The sequence below is a fragment of the Streptomyces sp. NRRL F-5135 genome, from assembly GCF_000719775.1.
In the GTDB taxonomy this organism is placed as follows: domain Bacteria; phylum Actinomycetota; class Actinomycetes; order Streptomycetales; family Streptomycetaceae; genus Streptomyces; species Streptomyces hebeiensis.
Genome location: NZ_JOHR01000001.1, coordinates 764,713 through 783,987, shown reverse-complemented (window position 1 = coordinate 783,987; position 19,275 = coordinate 764,713). Strand labels below are relative to the sequence as shown.

Sequence of the window (19,275 nt, the reverse complement as noted above, 5' to 3'; positions counted from 1 at the left end):
ACGTCACCAAGGAACGGAGTATGCGAATGACGGACGGTCAACCCATCGAGTGCGATCCCGAAGCCTTACGCCAGGCTCTCGCCGATGCGCTGAGGAATGTTGATGTCACGTTGCCCTCGCTGAGTGTCGAGTACGCCCCGGCGTGGGTCGGGGTCAACGTGGCGCCCCTGATCGACCTGGGCCGGTGCAACCTCGAAACCGCCCGCAAGCTCATCGCGGCGATGCGAGCGGAGGCCGGGCGGTGAGCGACGGTGTCGAGCCGGTGCACGACTACCCGGCGGATCTCGTCACGGCCGTTGTCCGGCCGTATGTGATGACGCCCGAAGAGTGGGCGGAGGCGATGCTGTGTTCGTCACGCCAGGAAAGTCTGCTGCTTCGCGTTCTCGTCGGCTTGCGAAGGCTGCCGGATGAATGACGAAGAGCAGGGCGTGCAGGACGTGGTGCAGGCTGCGGAAGGCGACGAAGAGGCGGTCGCGGCGGGCCGCGAGCTGCCTGGGCGGCTCGGTGACCGGTTGCCACAGTACCGGCAGTTGAGCGACCGGCTGCGCGAGATCAACCACCGGAGCCGCTATGGCCGTGTCTGACGCGGCAGGGCCCGGTTGGCTGAGGCCACCGCGCGGTACGGAGTCCGTCCCGCGAGGCACGGTCGTCCGGGATCTTGCTACCGGCCGCGTGGGCGTCCTCCAGGACGTCACGCTCTACACGGACATAAGGCAGCAGCAGGGGGCCACGCGCCCCCGCTTGCTGGCGTTCATCCGGCCCGTCGGCGGAGGCTGTGAGTGGACCACAGCCCCTGACCATGTTCGTCCCGTCGGCGACACCGAAGGATGACGGAAGCCGCGCGCCTACTCCGTCGGCTCCACCTTCCCCGGCTCCCAGCCTACCGCGCGCATCCGCCGCGTGAACTCGGCGTGCGCGGCACGCATTTCCGCCTCGCGGTCGGCGCGGCGGACGGGGCCGGTGTAGCCGTCGGGCACCTTCGCGGCCTCGGGGAAGTCCTCATGCGCGCTCAGTTGCGCCCATGCGTCCTTGGGCTGTCCGTAGCCGTGCACTTGGTGTGCCTTGGCGATCCGGCGGCCGGCCGCGTCGAACCACATGTTCTCCTCGTACTGCTGGAGCACGGGGAAGCGAGACCGGTACATGGCGATCAGCTCATCAGCGCCGATGCCGAGCCAGACCGCGACCAGGGCGTCCAGCTCAACCAGCGCCGCCCTGCGGGCCCGCTCGGCTCGCAGGGGCGTGTCCGCCGACCACTGCGGGCCCAGCTTTTCGGTCAGTGGCACGAGGCCGGGCCATTCGGCGGCCCAGGAGTCCGCGAGCCAGTCGGATGTGTAGAGCTCGGCCCAGAGCGGGGCGTAGGCGTTGGTCTGGCAGTTGAGACGGAGAGTGCGCAGGAGGAGGGTGTCGGTGAGGGGGTGGCCGGGTATCGGGGCGGGCATTACCTTCGCTTCGCCGATACGCAGGTCGCTCCTGCCAGTGGCCCTGAGCAAGTAGTCCAGAGGGAGGGAGGCCCAAAAACCCGCCACCACTGCGGTTTCTCGCATGCTGGAAAGAGCCATGCTATTGACTGCATCGATGTGGGCAGGGCCCGGCGGCACGAGGCAAGCGAACAGGCTGCGCTCGGTGTTCGACGCGATCTGGCGGCGCCAAGCGACCCTGAAGAAGCGAGAGTACGGTCGAGTTGCCCACTCGCCAAGCAGTACCTCCTGCTCGGCCTTATCGGACGTCACGGCCTCCAACTCGGCGATGACATCGGGGTCGGTCTTTAGATCACGGAGTAGATCGTGGTCGCACCATGACTTCTTCCCTGTTGCGGCGCTGTATTTTGCTGGTGAACAGGTCTTCGCTCGGCGGTAGTTGGTGCGCGGCACCTCGTCCTCCGCCAGTTCTAGATGGTTCCAATGCTCAAGGTGAACTGATGTCCGCGCGCCATCGATCGGCCGCTTTGCGAAGGGTGTGGCAATCCCGAAAAACGGCCCCTGGAGAATGACATCATGCCAATTCTCTGCGGGTCCGGAATCCCAGGTGAAGTAGCCCGCAGTGCGATCGTTCTTTTCATCAAAGCCACGGGCGATACGAGGTCCCAGAGAATCGAGTCGACGGGGCCAGGAAGCGAGGGACGCGATCGCGGATTCTTCGGCAATGGTGACAGGGAAGAGCAACTTGGTCTGCTCTACGGGGGGTGGCTTTTCCTCGCTGGTCAAGTCGCGCCAAGCCGAGAGTGTCTTCTGTTCCACGGTGAGGGCGCGGTCCCGATGGGGACGCAAGTCCCAGGTGCCGTCCTTCTTAATGCCCGGGAGTGGCCCCTCGCCACTGTGTCGGAGCGAACGCACCAGAACCTGAGGGTGGAGCAACCAGCTCATGTGTAGGAAGCGGATATCCCGGGTGCCGCCGTAGATATGCACGCTAAAATGTGTGCTGTGGTCGACGGGTTTGGCGAATAGGTACAACTCATTGACGAAGTCCGCGTGTAGCCTCAAATGTCGGTACGCGGCCTTCCTCAGTACTCCTTCCTTCGTTCCCGTGAGGTGTGTCGACGGATGAATCAACCCCGCGACGCCACGCTTGCCCACCGCCCGCCACGACAGCAGCATGAACGCCCGGTACAGGTCCGGCTGCGTACCCACCAGCAACGGATACGCGTCGACGGACGACAAGAAGCCGGACACCGCCGCAGACCCGGCGAGTTCACCAAGGAAGGCCGACCGGGCGTCGGACCGCGTCAGGACTTCTGCCTTGCGCTCCGCCCATTCCTCGTTGCTGGGCTTGTCCGCCAGCTCGAACCACGGCTCGAACTCGGCGAGAACCTCACCCTCCTTCCACTCCTGCTTGACCCACGGCGGATTCCCCACCATCAGGTCGAACCCGCCGTCCTCGAAGACGTGCGCGAACTCCAACTCCCAGTGGAAGAACCCCCGATCCCTGGCGATCTGGACCGCGACCCTCCCGTACCACGGGAACCGGTCACCGAGGTTGAGGGACTCCTCCCAGGCCGTGGCCTTGATCATCTGCTGGTCCAGGGCCTCTTCGAGCCGGTCCAGCTCATCGAGGTCCTCGACATCCTCCACCTCGAAGAACGTCACCTGGCCCTTCCCCGAGTCGACGTTCACCCGGCCGACGACGGCCTCCGCGAACTCGATCCAGTCGTCCAGGTTCTTCAGCGCGGTGAGCCGGCGCTTGTCGAAGCCCTTCTTGAGCTTCGTCAGGTCGGTGCCGTCATCCCAGAAGTACACGTCGGCCGTGCCGTCCAGCAGGCCGATTTCATCCAGCGGCCAGAACCACAGCGCGCACCAGGCGTCCATCAGCTGCTTCAGCCGCCAGTACGGGCTGCCGTCGGACGTCAGCGCCGCGACCACCGCGTCCCGGTCCATGACCTTGCCGTCCCCGGTGGTCCTGCGCTTGGCCATCGTCTCGTTGTCCGCGCCCCAGACATCGACCGTCCGCGCGATTTCCTGCTCCGACAGCCGCAGTCGCCTGACGACCAGCTTCCACAGGTACTCGACGCGCTGGGCGAGGGCCATCAGGCGGCCGACCTGCGCCTCGCGCTCGTCGTCCTCGCGCTTGTTCTCGGAGCGTGTGACCCGTCGTACGGCTTTCATTCCGCGCTTTTCGCGCCGGCTGCCCCCGGAACCGGCCCCGTCCCCGGAACCGACCCCGCTCCCGCCGGTAAGGCTCAGCTTGCCCTGCTGCCAGAAGTTCAGGCCCAGGTCGAACGCGACCTGCCCGCTCTCCTCCGCCTCCTCCTCGACCTGGACATCGACCCTGGGCGCGGACTCCACCGACGCCGCCGCCCCGAGCTCCACCACGGTCGCCGCGACCGCCCCGCGAGCCCCGCCGTCGGTCTTCTTGCCCTTGCCCTTGCCCGCGCTCTTCGGCGCCCGCCGGATCGACGCGCGCCACGCCTTCATCGCCTCGATGAGTGCCGGATCGAGCCAGTCGGCCTCCGCGCCCGCGACCACGGCCTTCGGAGGGGCGTCAGCCGGAGAGCCGGCGCCCTTCCTCGGCTTGCGCAGCGAGACCTCCTCCGCGACCGAGCCCCAGCCGAGCGCGGGCAGCAGGAACTGGTGCACAGCCTGACCCGGAAGGGCCCGTCCCAGGGGGACCGCCTCCGGGGCCCGCTGGTCCTTGGTGCGCAGCCAGCCGCCCTCGTGCAGCGCGTTGCCCGGGTAGACCTTCCGCGACGCCCCGATCAGCGAGTTGCCCCGGTGCAGGTGGAGCCCGTACCACGGAGCCTTCATCCCCCGGTACATGGTGTTGAGCCACAGGGAGACCTCGGCCAGCTCCACGGCTGTGCTGTTGAGGTCGACTCCGTACGCGTTGTGCAGGGCGATGTACGCCTTGACCTTCTGCTCCTCCCGCGTTTTTCGCTCGGTGTCGATCTCCTCGCCCGTGTCGCGCTGGGCGAGCCGCAGGTACAGCTCGGCTAGCTGGTTGATCGCCTCGTTGAGGAACGCGCCGGAGCCGAGCGCGGGTTCGCAGATCCGCCAGGTCAGGACGTCGGCGGCGGTGACCTCGGCGTCATCGGGCGCCCGGGGATCGATGGCCCCGTCCGGGTGGAGCCGGAAGCGGAGCGCCTGCTCGACGGTCGCGCGGGTGAGGGACTCGGGGGTGTAGTACGAGGCGCTGGTCTGGCGGTCGCGGCCGGCGAGCCGGTAGACGTAGGAGCCCACGGGGTGGACGCGCGAGATGAGTTCGCCGGACTCGCGGTCGGGCCTGTCCTTGACGAAGACGCCCCGGCTTCCCCCGTCGGGGTAACGGCCGGAGGCGACCTGCCCGCCCGTGATGAGCCAGGAACCGTTCGTGGGGTCGCCGCCCTTGGCGACCTCGTACAGCGGTTCGTCGGCGATGAAGCCGGTGTACGACATGAGGCCCTCGTACACGGCGCCGAGCTGGTTGATGCCCAGCTGGGCGTACGAGATGAAGCCGCCCCGGCCGTTCCTGCCCTTGCCCTCGACGACGGTGAGGTGGCGCAGCACCTGGTGCAGGACATGGTTGCGCAGCCGCAGGTCGAGCGTTCGTGGCGCGGAGGCGAGGCCCGGATCGCCGCCCGGGGTGTCGCAGTCGCGGATGCGGCCGACGAGTTCTATGGAGTCGGGTTTGAAGAGCCGGGAGCGGAGGGCTTCGATACGGACGCGGACGTGGCCGTCGTCGGCCGGCGCGGGGGCGTCCTCGTCGGTGACCGTGGTCGCCGCGTCGCGGGTGGAGACGGTGTCGGCGACCGGGTGACCGGTGTAGACCTTCTCGAAGAGCAGCGCCAGGGAGTCGTTGAAGTGGTGGCCGGTGCGGGCGTGGGACCCGGTGAGCCGTTCGCCGGCCACGAGTTCGCGCAGCCGGGCGACGCTGTACCCGGCGACGTACTCGTCGCTCTTCATCGGCAGGATGTCCAGGCCGGGCCGCGCCTCCGCGTACAGCAGGAAGAGGATGCGGTAGAGGTAGCGCAGTGACTCGTCGGTGAGGACCTTGGGCAGGTCGTTCTCCTTGACGACGCCGGGCAGCAGCCGGCCGATGTCGGCGGGGTCGACGCCCTGTTCACGCAGACGGGTCAGGACCTCGTTGGCGATCAGATGGACCGACTTCTTCAGCCCCTCGCGCAGTTCGCCCGTGACCCCGACGGAGTGGTCGCGGGACTCGGTGAGGAAGCGTGCGACCTCGTCCTCGGAGCCGTCGTCACGGGGGCGCAGCGACCCGGCGGCGAACAGCGCGGCGATGACGTCGAGTTCACCGGCGGTGGTTCCCTTGGCGCCCTTGCGGGGCAGGGCCACGTCGAGGCTGACGGCGAGGTACCGGCCACGGGGGAATCCCTCACGGTCGGCGAGGATCATGACGCCGCCGAAGAGGAGCAGGGCGTAGCGCGGCGGGTTGTCGGCGTTGAACAGCCAGGACGCGAGATCGCCGACCGTCTCCAGCCGCTTGCCCGAGGCGACCCGGACGGGCGCGGGCAGGCGGCCCGCGCCGTCGGCCGCGAGGGCCGCGTCCACCGTGGTCGCGAAACCGCCGGTGAGGACGACGATCTGGTCCTCGGCGTGGGCGACGGGCACGGCGTACAGCCCGCCGGTGGCGCCGCGCACGGTCAGGACCCCGGGGGAGGGAGTGTAACCGAGGGCACGCAGCAGGCAGGTGTGCCAGGTGTGCAGGGTGGTACGCCACCGGCCCTCGGTTCCGCCGTCCTCGGCCCAGATCTCCGGGCCCGGCACGGGCTTTTGCACGGCAGGTGCCTTCGCGCCGTCGCTACCCAGCGCCTTCAGGGCGCGTTCGGCGGCCTCCTGGGCGGCGACCGCGTACGTGTCGACCGTTCCGTTGAAACGTCCGGCCGTGTCGAGGAGCGTCGCGCGGGCGTTCAGGTACGGGCCGGACAGGTCGCGCAGGCCCTGCCGGGGGGTGGCCTCGCCCTGGCGTTCCTTGGCGGACCACTCCTTGAGCAGCCCGCCCCGGAGCTGTTTGGGCAGGATCTCGTCGAGATAGAAGGCGGGGAAGTACTCGCGCTCGTTCGTGAGGGAGTCGAAGGTCACGCCACTGTCTCCTGCATTTCTCGTCCGATTCCCGTGTGCCGCGCCTGCCTCGCGCGCCCCGTCCGATGGTCCGGTCTCACGCCCCGGGCTCCAGTACCGCCAGGACACGCACCATCGGAGCGCCGACGGTCTTCAGCCGCCGGGCCAGGTCGGCGAGCCGCCGGGCGTTCTCGTCCACCGCGTCCTTGCCGCCGGCCCGCATACCGGGCAGGGTCTCGTGCTTCCACCGTTCGACCCGCTCCTCGACCGCGGTGAGCGGGGCGTTGAGTTCCGCCTCGTTCTCCTCCCTCAGCCGGTCGAGTTCGCGCAGGGCGGCGTCGACGGCCGACGGGACGAGGGTCTGGAGGGCCGAGACGTCGCCGCCGCGGCCTTCGTCCGTCATGCCGGGCCCGACCCCGAGCTCGGCCAGCAGGTCGCGGGTCAGCCGCCGGACCCGGGGGACGCCGCCGGGGCCGAGGCGGTCGACGGCCAGCCAGGCCACGATGGTCGGCCGGCCTTCTGCGTTGGACCACACACCCTGGACGAGGAAGACCGGGTCCGGGACGTTGTCGCCGTCCACCTGGAGCACGGGGGCGTTCTGGCGGCCGAGCTGCACCAGTACCTTGTCGGTGATCCACTCCACGACCGGGTGCAGTTCCCCGACGTAGTGGGCGTCGGGCCAGAGCGAACCGGAGTCGGCGTCCTCACGGGCCCGGCGCAGCGCGTCGGCGCCGTCGGTGCGGCTGAACGTCAGGTTCAGCCGCCGGTCGATGCCCTGTTCACGGCGGTACGAGGCGGGCAGGACGGCGAGGCGGGCCTTGAGGTCGGCGGGGGTGTCGAAGCTCAGGTCGGTGCCGTCGACCACGGTGTCGAGGCGGAAGGACTCCAGGTCCCGCAGCTCCCGGAGGGCCGTCAGCACGTATTCCCGGGTGGAGGAGAACAGCCGGAGTTCGTCCGCGAGGAGCGGCGGGGGCGGCAGGGCCGGGTCCTCGGCCGGCCCCGGTGCCACCGCCTCGGGCTCGGGCGCCTCGTCGAGGAACGCGAGAAGATCCAGGCCGTCGTCCGCGCCGTCGCCGTCGGCCCCGGTGCGGTCCGGTCCGCCGGGCCCGGGGCCGGCCGCTCCGAAACCGTACGTGCCGAACTCGCCCATCAGGGCCTGTTCGACGGGCACTTCGGCGGTTCCTCCGGCGGCCGGCGAGGCGGGCACGGTCTCCAGAGCGCGTACCGCCTCCTCCGGAGGTGTGCCGGTGAGGAGTGCCTTCATCAGGCGCTCCTCCTCCTGGTCCGCGTCGTGGCTGACGGTCGTGGCCTCCACCGTGCCGAGAATCTCGTGGACCACCGATTCGCGCTCCAGAACGCGCTGGGCGACGTCCGTGTCGTCCATCGCTCCCTCGGCCGCGGACGTGAGGATCAACGCACGGAACTCAGGCGGGTTCCGCTGCCCGTACCGGTCGATACGGCCGTTGCGCTGCTCGACGCGGATGAGGCTCCACGGCAGGTCCCAGTGGATCAGGTGATGGCACTGGCGGTGCAGGTTCACGCCCTCCGACGCGCCGTCGCCGGTCAGCAGCAGCCGTACCGAACCGCCACGGCGCGCGAACTCGTCCACGTAGTCCATCTGCACGGTGTCCGAGACGTCGCTGTGCAGCACCTTCACGGCGTCTTCGGCGGCGTCGGACGTCCGCCAGCCGAGCAGCGGCGGGAGGACGACGGCCAGCCAGTTGAGCGTCTCGCGGCGTTCGGAGAACACCACGGCCCGGGTGTCCTTGCCCGCGCCGACGCCGATCCGCTCCAGCTCGGCGACCAGCCCGGCCAGCTTGGACGCGGCGCCGGGGCCGTGAGCGGCGACGGCTCGCTCGAGCCGGGCGGCCAGACCCGCGAGACGCAGCAGCGAGGCGGTCTCGGGGGAGACCGTCCCGGGCGTCGTCGCGGCGGCCGGGAGCGCCGCGCCGGGGTGAGTCGTGCGAGGGAGCGCCGGGGCAGGACTCGCCGTGCCGGGGGTCGCCGGAGCCGCCGCCGGCGCCGGGAAGGCGTCGGTGTACTCGGCGATGTCCTGCGGCAGCGCGTGGCCCCGCTTCCTCAGACGCTGGCGCACCGTCGCGTACAGCGCCCGGTGCGAGGAGAGGAACGACTTCAGCAGCACGTACGGGAAGAGCCGGTCGTCGCCGACCGACGCGGCGGGCCTGACACCTCCCGCATCGCCGGGGCGGCGCAGCCAGAAGGAGGCGAACTCCTCGAAGACCCTCTCCTCCAGCTCCGTGGCCGCGCAGGGCAGCGGATAGGAGTCGCCACGCGGCGCCCACTCCCCGTGCAGCGCCCCGGCCACCTCACGGCTCGTCTTCGTGCGGCGGATGCACAGGGGCTCCAGCTCCTCGGCGCGCGGACGGTCCATGTCCTTGATCGCCGTCGGGTCGAGCAGGCTCACCAGACCCGCGAAGGAACGCATCTTCCCGTTGTGCGGTGTGGCACTGGCGAGGATCAGCGCGTCCGTACGCTCCGCGAGCAGGTTGGCCAGTGCGCGCCGGTCGCTGCTCTCGCCGATGAGGCTGTGCGACTCGTCGATGACGACGGCGTCCCAGCGCACCCCGTCCAGCCACGCCTTGTAGCGCTTCGGATTCTTGATCGTGTCCATCGAGACGATCACGCGCTTGTAGTACGTGAACGGGTTGCGGCCCACCGGGATGTTCCGCTCGATCCGGGAGATGCCGATGCTGTCGAGGCGGACCAGCGGAAGCGAGAACCGGGTCCACAGCTCGTGCTGGAACTGCTCCAGCACCGGAGCGGGAGTGACCACGAGGATCCGCTCCCCACGGCCTCGCCTGATCAGCTCGCCGAGGAGTATGCCGATCTCCAGGGTCTTGCCCAGTCCCACCACGTCACCGATCAGCAGCCGGGGCCGCAGCGGGTTGGCCAGGGCCTTCTCCGCCGGGCGCAGCTGGTAGTCCATGCGGTCCAGCAGGAAGCCGTCGGTGAGCGCGAGACCCCGCTCGGCCTGGGGCAGCGGGGTCTTGCGCAGGACCGCTTCCAGGAACAGCCGGCCCTGGCGGAACTCGTGGGAGGTGTCGGGCACCAGCCGGGTGTGCTCCGGGCTCAGCACCGTGTACTGGTCGAGGGAGGTGAGGAAACACGCCTCCTGGTCGCGGACCAGCTCGGAGACGCCGGTCGCCTCGATGATGTAGTCGTCGCTGTCCCCGACCCGTGCGCAGTTCCGTACCAGCCACTCCTCGTCGCGCACCTCGATCTGGGTCCCCGGGGCCAGACCGAGCTGCCGATCCGCGGTGGCGGTGCGGGTGCCTGCGGGCTCGGGCATGGGATCGGAGCCTTTCGTCATGGGGTGAGCCCGGACGGGTCTGAGCGAGTCGTTCATCTTAGACATGTGGGGCCCTCCGGCTCACATCCGGTCTCGGCGGGCATACGCCCTGCGCAGCGCCTCGGCGGCCTTCAACGCCGCCGTGGGGGCGGCGGGCGTCGGCGGGGTCCCCCCGGGGACCTCCTGGGGCTCGGCGGCTCCGACCGCCGGCGGCCTGGGGGGCGCGGCCGCGGCGGCGGGTGGGGCCGGAGGGGACGGGGCGGGCGGCGACGGGGCGGGCGGAGGCGGCGCGGCGGGCAGGGGCGACGGGTCCGGCGGAGGTGTCCCGGCGCCGAGAAGCTCCTCGAACAGGTCGTCGTCCTCGTCACCGGTCCCGTCGTCGGCCGACGCGTGGTCCGCACGGGCCCGCCAGGGGCTGTCGGGCGCCGCACCGGCGTTCACGGCCGCCTGGGCCCTCTGGCGCACCTCGGCGTTGGCATGATCCTCCGCGGCCTCGGGCGGAAGCGCCGGGGTCAGTCCCGAGGCGGCGACGGCCGCGCGCAACTGTCCCTCCGCCTGCTCCTCGGTCAGCCCGTTCGCGACGAGGAGTTCCTCCAGGCCCCGCTGGACGTCGTCGAGCGACGGACGCTGCCGCTCATGGTGCGTGATGATCCGGGCCAGCAGCGGCCGGAACTCGGCGTCGACGCCGGCCCAGGACGGCGAGCCCATCATCGGGCCGCGGCTGAACGGCGGCCGGCCGGCCGAGGCGAAGAACAGCGTGGCGCCCAGCGAGTAGACATCGCCGGGTTCCTTGACCCGCTTGAAGTCCAGGGCTTGTTCGTACGGCATGTAGTTGGCGGTGCCGAAGCCGATCCCGGTCTTGGTCAACGCCTCGTGCGAGCCGCGCTCGGCCGCCACGACGAGCCCGAAGTCCAGGACCACGGGCCCCGAGGGGCCGAGGACGACGTTCAACGGCTTCAGGTCGCGGTGCAGCAGGCCTGCCCCGTGGATGGACCGCAGCGCGTCGACCAGGGCCAGGCCGAGAGCGGCGAAGGGACCGACGGAGAAGGTGCCGCACCCCTGCACCATCGTGGACAGATCGGGACCCGGAATGTAGTCGACCGCGAACCAGGGCCGTGCCGCCCTGGGGTCCGCGCCGAGAAGCGAGGGCACCCGGTCACCGACGACAGCCTGCACCGCGCTGATCTCCCGGGCGAACCGGGCGCGCTTCTGGTCCTCGCCCATGGTGTCGTCCCGAGAGAGGAAATCGGGCCTGATGACCTTGACCGCGGCCAGACCGCTCTCCCGCGCCTCGCCGCGTTCGGTGAGGAAGTACGCCACCTCCATCTCCGGGGTGAGGCCCTCCAACGGCAGGCGGCGTGCCAGGTACACCTTGCCCATGCCGCCCTTGCCCAACACCGCGAGCAGTTCGAACGGACCGAGTACCGGGGGGTCGTCCACCGCGTCCAACGGATCCATCGGCGCCTCGTACCCCCCGAACCTCGAGCCGGCGCTGACTCCGGCACAGACTTCTGTCAGCGCGATCAGTCTACGGACCTACGCACCGTGGTCGGTCGGTTGCGGTCCCCGGGCGGGTCCTGACACGATCTCCCGGTGCGGGAGGGGATGTTGGGCACGAATTCTGGAGGACGGGTGCGAGCCTGGGTGGTGCGTGCGGGCCGTGACGGGGAACGCGAACAGGCGGCTCTCGAAGAGGGACTGGTCATCACGGGCTGGCAGGAGGTGGGCGACCTCGGCGGCGCTGCCGACCGGGAGACGATCAGGACCCGGTTGCAGGCCGTCTATCCGCACGAGAGCGACCGGGTCGTCGCGAACTGGACCGGGCAACTGCTGCGGTTCCGACAGGAGATGGCGATCGGCGATCTCGTGGTGCTGCCGCTGCGCACCTCGCGGATCGCCATCGGCCGGATCACCGGTGGCTATGAGTTCCGTGAGGTGCGGGAGGATCGCGAGTCCGGACTCCGGCACGTCCGCCCGGTCGAGTGGCTCGTCCAGGACCTCGAGCGGACAGCGTTCCGGCAGGACTTGCTGGACAGCATGGGCTCCTTGCTCACCGTCTTCGAACTGAGCCGCTTCGAGGCCGCCGAGCGGGTGGCCGCCGCCGCCCGAACCCGCGTGGACCCCGGCCGTCCGGACGCTGGTCCGTCCGCTGTCGGGCCCGTCAACCCCGACACGCTCGCGGAAGAGGTGGCCCGCCGCTCCGCCGCCGATCCGCTGCGGCTCACCATCCGCGACTTCCTGGCGGTCTGGGACGCGGTCAGGCGTCTGCCGGCGACGGTCGACCAGATCCAACGGGACCTCGCCAGGCTGGGGCTGGTGACTAGCCCGCCGTTCACGGAGGGGGTCATCGACACCACGATCGCCGTGTTGCCGGACGGGGACGAACCCGACGACCAGGGCGCCAGCACGCTGACACGGTCGGGGGTCCAGGTGGTCGGCGATCCCGATCCCGCCCCGGTCACCTACCGGGTCAGCAATCTGGGGGCCGCCAACCGGCGGCCCGTGTCCGTACGCGTGGGCGACACCCTGCGGTCCGCGATGACCAAGATGATCCTGCACAGTTACTCCCAACTGGCCGTCCTCGACGAGGACGGCCGGCTGCGCGGGGTCGTCAGCTGGGAGTCGATCGGCCGGGCCCGGTTGGCCGACCCCGCGGCGGAACTCGCCTCCGCCACGGCGACGGCGCGCGAGGCGGACGGCAACGACGACCTCCTTCAGTGGATCGACGAGATCCACCAGACCGGCTATGTCTTCGTACGTGATCAGGACCTGAAGGTCACCGGTCTGATCACCGCCGCCGACCTCACCGTGCAGTTCGGTACCCGGGTACGCCCGTTCGTCCTGATCGAAGAGATCGAGCAACGGCTGCGCCGCACCGCGGACGTTCATTTCACGCTTGCGGAGCTGCGTGCCGCCGCTCCGCCCCGGCAACGTAACAACGGTTCCGTCCAGTCGGCGGCCGACCTCTCCTTCGGCGCCTACAAGCACCTGCTGAAGGAACCGGCGGACTGGGCGCGCCTGCGCTGGGACGTGGACCACGAACTTTTCCTGGACTGGCTGGAGCAGTGCCGGAACTTCCGCAACGATCTGATGCACTTCAGCCCCGACGAGCTGACCGGCGAACAACTCGCCCCCGTGGAAGGGCTGCTGGCGCTGCTCCGGTCCCTCGATCCGCGCGCTTGACACGGCAGCGGCGCGGGCAGCGAACGGGCCCGGTCGTCGCACCTCGCACAGGAGGCGGGCCGGCCGGGCAGTCGCTACTGGCCGGCCAGGCCCGTCTGGGCCACCCCGCGCACGATCTGCCGCTGGAACAGCGTGAACACCACCAGCAGCGGCAGCCCCGCGATCACCACGGACGCCATCATCTGCTCGTACCGCAGCCCGTACGACGTCTGGACGTTGACCAGCCCGACCGGCAGTGTCATCCCGTTCGGGTCGGTCGTGACCAGGAACGGCCACAGGAAGTTGTTCCACGTCGAGATGAAGGTGAAGATCGCCACAGCGGCGAGCACCGGGCGCGACAGCGGCATCACGATCGTCCAGAAGACCCGCCAGCGCCCCGCGCCGTCGACGAACGCCGCCTCCTCCAGCTCGCGCGGCACCCCGTCGAAGAACTTCACCAGGATGAACACCATCGCGGGCACGGCCACCTGCGGCAGGATCACACCCCAGTACGTGTCGACCAGCCCCAGTCGCACCATCTGCGCGAACAGCGGGGCCATCAGCACCTGCGGCGGCACCATGATCCCGGCCAGGACCACCCCGTACAGGACCCTGCGCCCGCGGAACTCGGTGCGGGCGAAGCCGTACGCCGCCATCGAGCACAGCACCACGGTCAGCAGTGTCGTCATCACCGAGATGTACGCGGTGTTGAACATCCACCGGCCCAGGTCGCCCGACTCCCACACCTGCTGGTAGGCGTGGAAGGTGATCCTCGAACCGATCCAGCGCAACGGTGTCCTCGTCGCCTCGCCCTCCGGTTTGAGGGAGGTGGCCAGCGCCCAGGCCAGCGGCGCCACCCACACCGCGGCGAGCAGCAGCGCCAGGGCCAGCAGGGCGAAGCGGCCGGCGGTCCAGCGGGGCGCGCGGCCCTCGTCCTCCCTCGCCCGCGTGACGGTTCTCCTGCGGAAGCCGACGGCACTCACGCGGTCTCCTCACCACTTCGGCGGGACAGCCGCAGCTGCACCAGCGAGACGAGCACGATCAGGGCGAAGAAGAGGTACGAGACGGCCGACGCGTACCCGACGCGGTAGCCGGTGAACCCCGCCTGGAACACGTACTGGAGGATCGGCCGGGTCGAGTCGTCCGGTCCGCCGCCGGTCAGGATGTACACCTGGTCGAAGATCTTCAGCGAGGCCAGGACCTGCAACACGACCACCACCCCCGTCGTGCGCCTGAGCAGGGGCAGCGTGATGTGCCACAGCCGGTGCGCCGGGCCCGCGCCGTCCAGTTCGGCGGCCTCGTACACGTACGGGGGGATGGCCTGGAGCGCGGCCAGGTACAGCAGGAAGTTGAAGCCGACCGTCCACCACACGGTGGCCAGGACGATCGACAGCATGGCGTACCGCTCGTCGGTGAGCCAGCCGATGCCCGGGCGCAGTCCGAAGGACGCCAGCACCTGGTCGGCGAAGCCGAAGTCCGACGGGTAGATCACCCAGAGGAAGAGCAGCCCGATCACACCGGACGGCAGCAGGAAGGGCGCGAACCACGACAGCCGCCACAGCCACCGCACGACCCGCACATGGTGTGCGAGCAGCGCGAAGACCAGCCCGACGAGGACCAGTGGAACGGTGGACAGGACCGTGAACCACACGGTGTTCCACAGCGACGACCAGACCTCCGGGTCCCCCAGCGCCTCCGCGTAGTTGTCGAGCCCGACGAACTCCCCGCCCGCTCCCGTGATGTTGTCGCTGCGCAGGCTCATGGCGAGGCCCGACAGCAGCGGCCATATCAGGAAGAGCGCGTAGACGAGGAGGAAGGGCGCGACGAACATCAGCCCGTGATCGGTCCACCGGTGGCGCACTCCGGCCGGCCCCGCCCCGTTCGCCCGCGTCGAGCCGGGCCCCCCGCCCGCCGTCCGGGCGCCGCCGGAGCGGTCCGCCCGTACCGCGTCCCCTGGTGTGCCCACCGGCGTCATACGGCATCACCTCCCGTGCCACCGAGCGGGGCCGGCGTGTCCAGCAGCTCCCGCAGCCGCGCCTTCGCCTCGCGCAGCGCGTCACGGGGCGTACGGGAACCGGTCAGCACCCCGGAGAACACCGACCCCAGCCGGATCCACAGCACGGACGCGGAGCCCGCGAACCACGCCGGCTGGTCGAGTACGACGTCGTCGATGACGGAGCGGTACGCGGACTGCGGTGTGAGCCGCAGATACGCCGGGTTCCGCAGCGTCGGCAGGTACGCGGGCACGTGCCCGCCCTTCGCCCATTCGACCGAGTGCCTGACCATCCAGGCGACGAAAACGTGGGCGGCCTCGTTGTTCGCGCCCGTCGGTCCCGAGCCCCGTCCCTGCTGGTGGGGGAGGACGAAGGTGTGGCAGTCGGCCTGGGCGGTGGGGCGCCCGAAGAGGGCCGGGACACGCGTCATGGAGAACGGCAGCCCGGAGGTGGTGAACGTGGTCACCTCCCACTCGCCGTTGAGGAAGAAGGCGGTCTTGCCGGCGTTGAACACACCGACCGTCCCCGGGTAGTCGGTACGGCGGACCAGCAGCCCCTCGGCGGAGAGCATCGCCATGTAGTCGAGCACCTTCAGCGCCTTGGCGTCGTCCAGAGTGAGCCGTTTGCCGTCGGCGGACAGGACCGTGCCGCCCGTCTGGGAGTAGAAAGTGGCGAACAGACGCCAAGGGCCCGCCGAGTCGGGGCCCAGGGTCTCGGTCGTCAGGGCGGGGGTTCCGGTGACCTTCTTCGCGGCCCGGAGCGCCGCCGTGAAGTCGTCGGCGCCGTGGATGGGGCGCAGCGTTCCGCCGCCGCCCGAGCCGCCGCCCGGGCCGGCGTCGTCGAGCAGCCCGGCCTTTTCACAGATCTCGGTGTTGTAGTAGAGGACCATGGGATGGGTGTCCAGCGGGATCGCGTAGCGCCGCCCGCCGACCTCCCCGCGCCGCCAGATGTCCTCGGGGAACTGGGCGGCGGCGACCCCGTGGTCCGCCAGCAGGTCCAGGTCGAACGGGTCGAGCAGGCGCCCGGGTGCGAAACCCGGGAGCCGCGCCAGGTGCAGCACGGCGACCTCGGGTGCCCGCCCGCCGGCCCCGGCCATGCCGAGCTTGGTGTAGTACGGGCTGCCCCACTGGAGCTGGGTCGCCTCCAGGTCGACGGACGGGTGTTCGGCACGGAAGGCATCGACCAAGGACGCCATGTTGACGCCGTCGCCACCGCCGAAGAGGTGCCAGTAGCGCAGCCGGGTCTTCCCGGCGGCGGCACCGGAGGGCGCGGCACAGCCGGCCGTACCGAGGAGGCCGAGGGCCGCCCCGCCCGCCATGGCCGCTCCGCCCAGTCCCGCGAGCGCGCTTCGCCGGCTCAGGGAAGGTTCTCCCACGGTCGCTCACCCCCTGTTCCGTTGCCCGTGCCATCGTTCGGCATTTCGAATGACGTACGTAACCGCGAACGGTGAACGCATGGGACCGTAGAGTCGAAGCGCTTGCGCGTCAATGATTCGCGCACACACTCGATGAAGTCGAACCCCGGTCGGTGGCAGGCGGCTTCACCCGCACGAGCGAAGCTGGGATCACCGGGCGCGGTGGGGAAAGCCCGCGCGCGGCGCGGTGGGGAAAGCTCGCGCATGGCGCGGTAGGGAAAGCCCGCGCGCGGTAAGCATCCTCCGTGGTTCTGACGGACGGCCGACCTCGGGAGTGACGACGAGTCATGTTGAGAAGAACGTTTCTGCGCGTGGGAACCGGCGGGGCGGCCTCGCTGGGCGGGCTGCGCGCCGTACCCGCGTCGGCGGTGCCCCTCGGGGCAGGCCCGCTGCCGTCGGTCAACGATCCGCAGTACAAATCGCCTGTCGCGGACGTGAAGGCGATCCCACGTTTCGTCAATCCGCTGCCGAGGCCGCCGAGGATCGACCTGCTGGAGGGCGGCGGGGCGCGCGTGGTCATGGCGCAGACCACTCAGGACATCATCGGCGCCGGCCTCGGACTGAGGACACCGGTATGGGGCTACGGGCCGGCCGACGGGCCCGGCGACGGACCCGCGCGCCGGGGCGGCGCGCCGCGCACCGGGACGCGCGTCACGTATCCCGGCCCGACGGTCGTGGCGCGCGCCGACCGGCCCGTACGGCTGGACTGGGCCAACGAACTGCCGTTCCGTCACCTGCTGCCGGTGGACACGGCCATCCACTGGGCCTACCACGGCACCCGTTACACCATCGAGAAGCAGGGCGTACCGACCGTGACGCACCTGCACGGCGGGCACAGCGAACCGGCCGGCGACGGACATCCGGACTCCTGGTACGCGCCCGCCGGGGCCAGAGGACAGCGCTTCACCGGGCCGGAGTGCGAGTACGAGAACACCCAGGAGGCCGCCACCCTCTGGTACCACGACCACGCGATGGGCCTCACCCGGGTCAATGTCTACGCGGGGCTGGCCGGGTTCTACCTGCTCCGGGACGACCGGGAACTGGCGCTGATCGAGGACAACCGGCTCCCCGGCGGCCCCTACGAGCGCGAAGTGATCATCCAGGACCGGATGTTCTACCCGGACGGCCGCCTGGCCTACCCGGACGCCCCGGGCGCGTCGCCGCACGTCCCGGGTGTCTGGGCGGACGAAGGCTCCGAGTACTTCGGCCGGGTCATCGTCGTCAACGGCAAGGCGTGGCCGTACTTCTCGGTGGAGCCGCGCCAGTACCGGCTGCGGCTGCTCAACGGCTCGAACGCGCGTTTCTACCGGCTGTCGGTCGGGGGCAAGTGGCCGTTCCCCGTCACGCAGATCGGCACGGACGGCGGCTTCCTGCACCGGCCCCACCGGCTCGATACATCGCTCGTGATCGCGCCCGCCGAGCGGGTGGATCTGGTCGTCGACTTCAGGGACGTCGCTGGAAAAACGTTCACTCTCACCAATGACGCCCCGTCGCCGTACCCGAACGGAACCCCTGTCACCTCGCCCACCGACTCCGTGCTCCAGATCCGGGTGGACAGGAAGTACAAGAGGGACACACCCGAACCGCGTCTGCCGCGCGCCCTGCGCGAAGCCCCCTTCAAGGTGGGCCGGCCGAAGACCCGTACGCGCCGGCTGCTGCTGTTCAAGACCACGGACCACGCGGGCCGGAAGATGCCCATGCTCGGCACGGTGGAGAAGGGAAAGCTGGCATGGCTGGACCCGGTGACGGAGAAGCCGAGGCTGAACAGCACGGAGGTCTGGGAGTTCTACAACACCACCGCGGACACGCACGCCGTCCATCTCCACCTGGTGCAGTTCCAGGTCGTGGACCGTGCGCCGTTCACGGCGACCCAGGACAGGACCACCGGCGCGCTGACGAACATCGCGGTCGGCAAGTCCGTGCCGCCGGGAGCCGGCGAGCTGGGCCCGAAGGACACGGTGCAGGCACCGCCGGGCCAGGTCACCCGGGTGAAGGCGTTCTTCGACAAGCGCGGCGTGTACGTCTGGCACTGCCACATGCTGGAGCACGAGGACCACGAGATGATGCGCAACTACGAGGTCACCTGACCCGGTGCCCCGGGGGAGCGGAGCCCGCCTCAGGTGCCGGCGGGCTCCGTTTCCCCGGGGAACCACGCGACCATCTCGTGGTAGGTGTCCGGTGACCGGCCCGTGGCGGAGAGCCAGTCCGTCTCGCCCTGACGCCACTCGTACGCGCGGTGGCGGGCACCGATCTCCTCCACCAACTCCGCCGCCAGGCGCGAGGCTTCGTACAGATCCTGGTCGGGGGACTGGGAACTGGCCGCGACGATCAGGCCCCGTACCTCGGCGGAGTGGCCGTACCGGAAGGCACCGGTGCCCAGGAGGTGCGGATCGGTGTGCACCGACAGGCCGTTGTTCCCGCCCAGGCGCCGGTGTGCGGCGGCCTTCGCGGCGGCGTTCGGGAGGAACCGGCGTGCCCGCTCCCCGACCGTGAGGGCACCGAGCACCGCGTCGGCGGGGGCGGCGCCCGCGTCCGCCGTCGGGTCGAGGATCACGAACCCCATGGCCGGGCGCGGATAAGGGCCGCGCGGCGCCTTGCCCGGCGCCGCGGTGTGATTCCGCAGGACGCTCTCCGCCCTGCGCCGGCCCAACGCGCACAACAGCTCGGTGAGTTCCGCGTCGCTGAGCATGTAGGCGTACGGGTTGCGGTGCACCGCCGCCCGTACGGGCGGCAGGTCGGCCAAGTCGGGCACTTCTGTCTCCCCCGAGTTCCTCTCCTGGACATGGGCCGCGCCGGTCGCGAACGGTGACGCCGCGATCGCCTTCGGTGGCGCGACATGCCGCACCGTAACCGCTGGGACGACAGTCCGCCAGGCCCCCCGATCTTCGGGCCGTACCCACGGCGGGC

The 19,275-nt window shown here is 70.4% G+C and carries 12 protein-coding genes; 5 read left to right on the top strand and 7 right to left on the bottom strand.

Annotation, left to right across the window (positions count from 1 at the left end; all coding sequences use genetic code 11):
• Positions 1 to 20 precede the first annotated feature (20 nt).
• Genes IG02_RS35880 through IG02_RS41340 form a run of 3 tightly spaced genes read left to right on the top strand, consistent with a single transcriptional unit; the run spans position 21 to position 584 of the window.
• Positions 21 to 245, top strand: a complete 225-nt coding sequence (locus IG02_RS35880; RefSeq protein WP_234314582.1) for a hypothetical protein — start codon at positions 21 to 23, stop codon at positions 243 to 245.
• Positions 242 to 415 carry a hypothetical protein gene (locus IG02_RS41345; RefSeq protein WP_158712230.1) on the top strand — a complete coding sequence of 58 codons (174 nt, stop codon included), beginning with the start codon at positions 242 to 244 and terminating at the stop codon, positions 413 to 415. Before IG02_RS35880 ends, IG02_RS41345 begins: the two co-directional genes overlap by 4 nt.
• Positions 408 to 584, top strand: a complete 177-nt coding sequence (locus IG02_RS41340; RefSeq protein WP_158712229.1) for a hypothetical protein — start codon at positions 408 to 410, stop codon at positions 582 to 584. Before IG02_RS41345 ends, IG02_RS41340 begins: the two co-directional genes overlap by 8 nt.
• Before the next feature lie 261 nt (positions 585 to 845).
• On the opposite strand, the gene IG02_RS37610 is transcribed toward IG02_RS41340, so the two are convergent.
• The 3 genes from IG02_RS37610 to IG02_RS0103450 form a co-directional block, all read right to left on the bottom strand.
• Positions 846 to 6,509, bottom strand: coding sequence for an Eco57I restriction-modification methylase domain-containing protein (locus tag IG02_RS37610; protein WP_051764355.1), 5,664 nt, complete (start codon positions 6,507 to 6,509; stop codon positions 846 to 848).
• 76 nt (positions 6,510 to 6,585) lie between these two features.
• Positions 6,586 to 9,798: a DEAD/DEAH box helicase gene (locus IG02_RS41335; RefSeq protein ID WP_158712228.1), complete on the bottom strand. Its 3,213-nt coding sequence runs from the start codon at positions 9,796 to 9,798 to the stop codon at positions 6,586 to 6,588.
• Positions 9,799 to 9,879: 81 nt separating this feature from the next.
• Positions 9,880 to 11,256: a serine/threonine-protein kinase gene (locus IG02_RS0103450; protein ID WP_030741614.1), complete on the bottom strand. Its 1,377-nt coding sequence runs from the start codon at positions 11,254 to 11,256 to the stop codon at positions 9,880 to 9,882.
• 174 nt (positions 11,257 to 11,430) lie between these two features.
• Between IG02_RS0103450 and IG02_RS0103445 the strand changes: the two genes are divergently transcribed.
• Complete coding sequence (locus tag IG02_RS0103445) at positions 11,431 to 12,981, top strand: CBS domain-containing protein (RefSeq protein WP_158712227.1); 1,551 nt, start codon at positions 11,431 to 11,433, stop codon at positions 12,979 to 12,981.
• 74 nt (positions 12,982 to 13,055) lie between these two features.
• Here the strand turns inward: IG02_RS0103445 and IG02_RS0103440 are convergent, their stop codons facing one another.
• From IG02_RS0103440 to IG02_RS0103430, 3 genes are read right to left on the bottom strand one after another with little or no spacing between them, the layout of a single operon-like run.
• Positions 13,056 to 13,943: a carbohydrate ABC transporter permease gene (locus IG02_RS0103440; protein WP_030741602.1), complete on the bottom strand. Its 888-nt coding sequence runs from the start codon at positions 13,941 to 13,943 to the stop codon at positions 13,056 to 13,058.
• Entirely contained in the window at positions 13,940 to 14,935 is a 996-nt protein-coding gene (locus tag IG02_RS0103435) for a carbohydrate ABC transporter permease (protein WP_078854141.1), read from the bottom strand. Before IG02_RS0103435 ends, IG02_RS0103440 begins: the two co-directional genes overlap by 4 nt.
• Positions 14,932 to 16,329 (bottom strand): extracellular solute-binding protein, encoded by a 1,398-nt coding sequence (locus IG02_RS0103430; protein WP_030741596.1) that lies wholly within the window; start codon positions 16,327 to 16,329, stop codon positions 14,932 to 14,934. The genes IG02_RS0103435 and IG02_RS0103430 overlap by 4 nt, the downstream gene beginning before the upstream one ends.
• A 350-nt stretch (positions 16,330 to 16,679) precedes the next feature.
• Between IG02_RS0103430 and IG02_RS0103425 the strand changes: the two genes are divergently transcribed.
• Positions 16,680 to 18,455 carry a multicopper oxidase family protein gene (locus tag IG02_RS0103425; protein WP_234314581.1) on the top strand — a complete coding sequence of 592 codons (1,776 nt, stop codon included), beginning with the start codon at positions 16,680 to 16,682 and terminating at the stop codon, positions 18,453 to 18,455.
• Positions 18,456 to 18,484: 29 nt separating this feature from the next.
• Here the strand turns inward: IG02_RS0103425 and IG02_RS0103420 are convergent, their stop codons facing one another.
• A complete protein-coding gene (locus tag IG02_RS0103420; protein ID WP_037801841.1) occupies positions 18,485 to 19,120 on the bottom strand; it encodes a hypothetical protein in 636 nt (211 codons plus the stop codon).
• Positions 19,121 to 19,275: the final 155 nt, after the last annotated feature.

Excerpts from the sequence above, each read along its gene's own strand:
- IG02_RS0103435 (WP_078854141.1), bottom strand. The coding sequence starts at position 14,935 with ATGACGCCGGTGGGCACACCAGGGGACGCGGTACGGGCGGACCGCTCC.
- IG02_RS35880 (WP_234314582.1), top strand. The coding sequence starts at position 21 with ATGCGAATGACGGACGGTCAACCCATCGAGTGCGATCCCGAAGCCTTA.
- IG02_RS41335 (WP_158712228.1), bottom strand. The coding sequence starts at position 9,798 with ATGCCCGAGCCCGCAGGCACCCGCACCGCCACCGCGGATCGGCAGCTC.
- IG02_RS41340 (WP_158712229.1), top strand. The coding sequence starts at position 408 with ATGAATGACGAAGAGCAGGGCGTGCAGGACGTGGTGCAGGCTGCGGAA.
- IG02_RS0103450 (WP_030741614.1), bottom strand. The coding sequence starts at position 11,256 with ATGGATCCGTTGGACGCGGTGGACGACCCCCCGGTACTCGGTCCGTTC.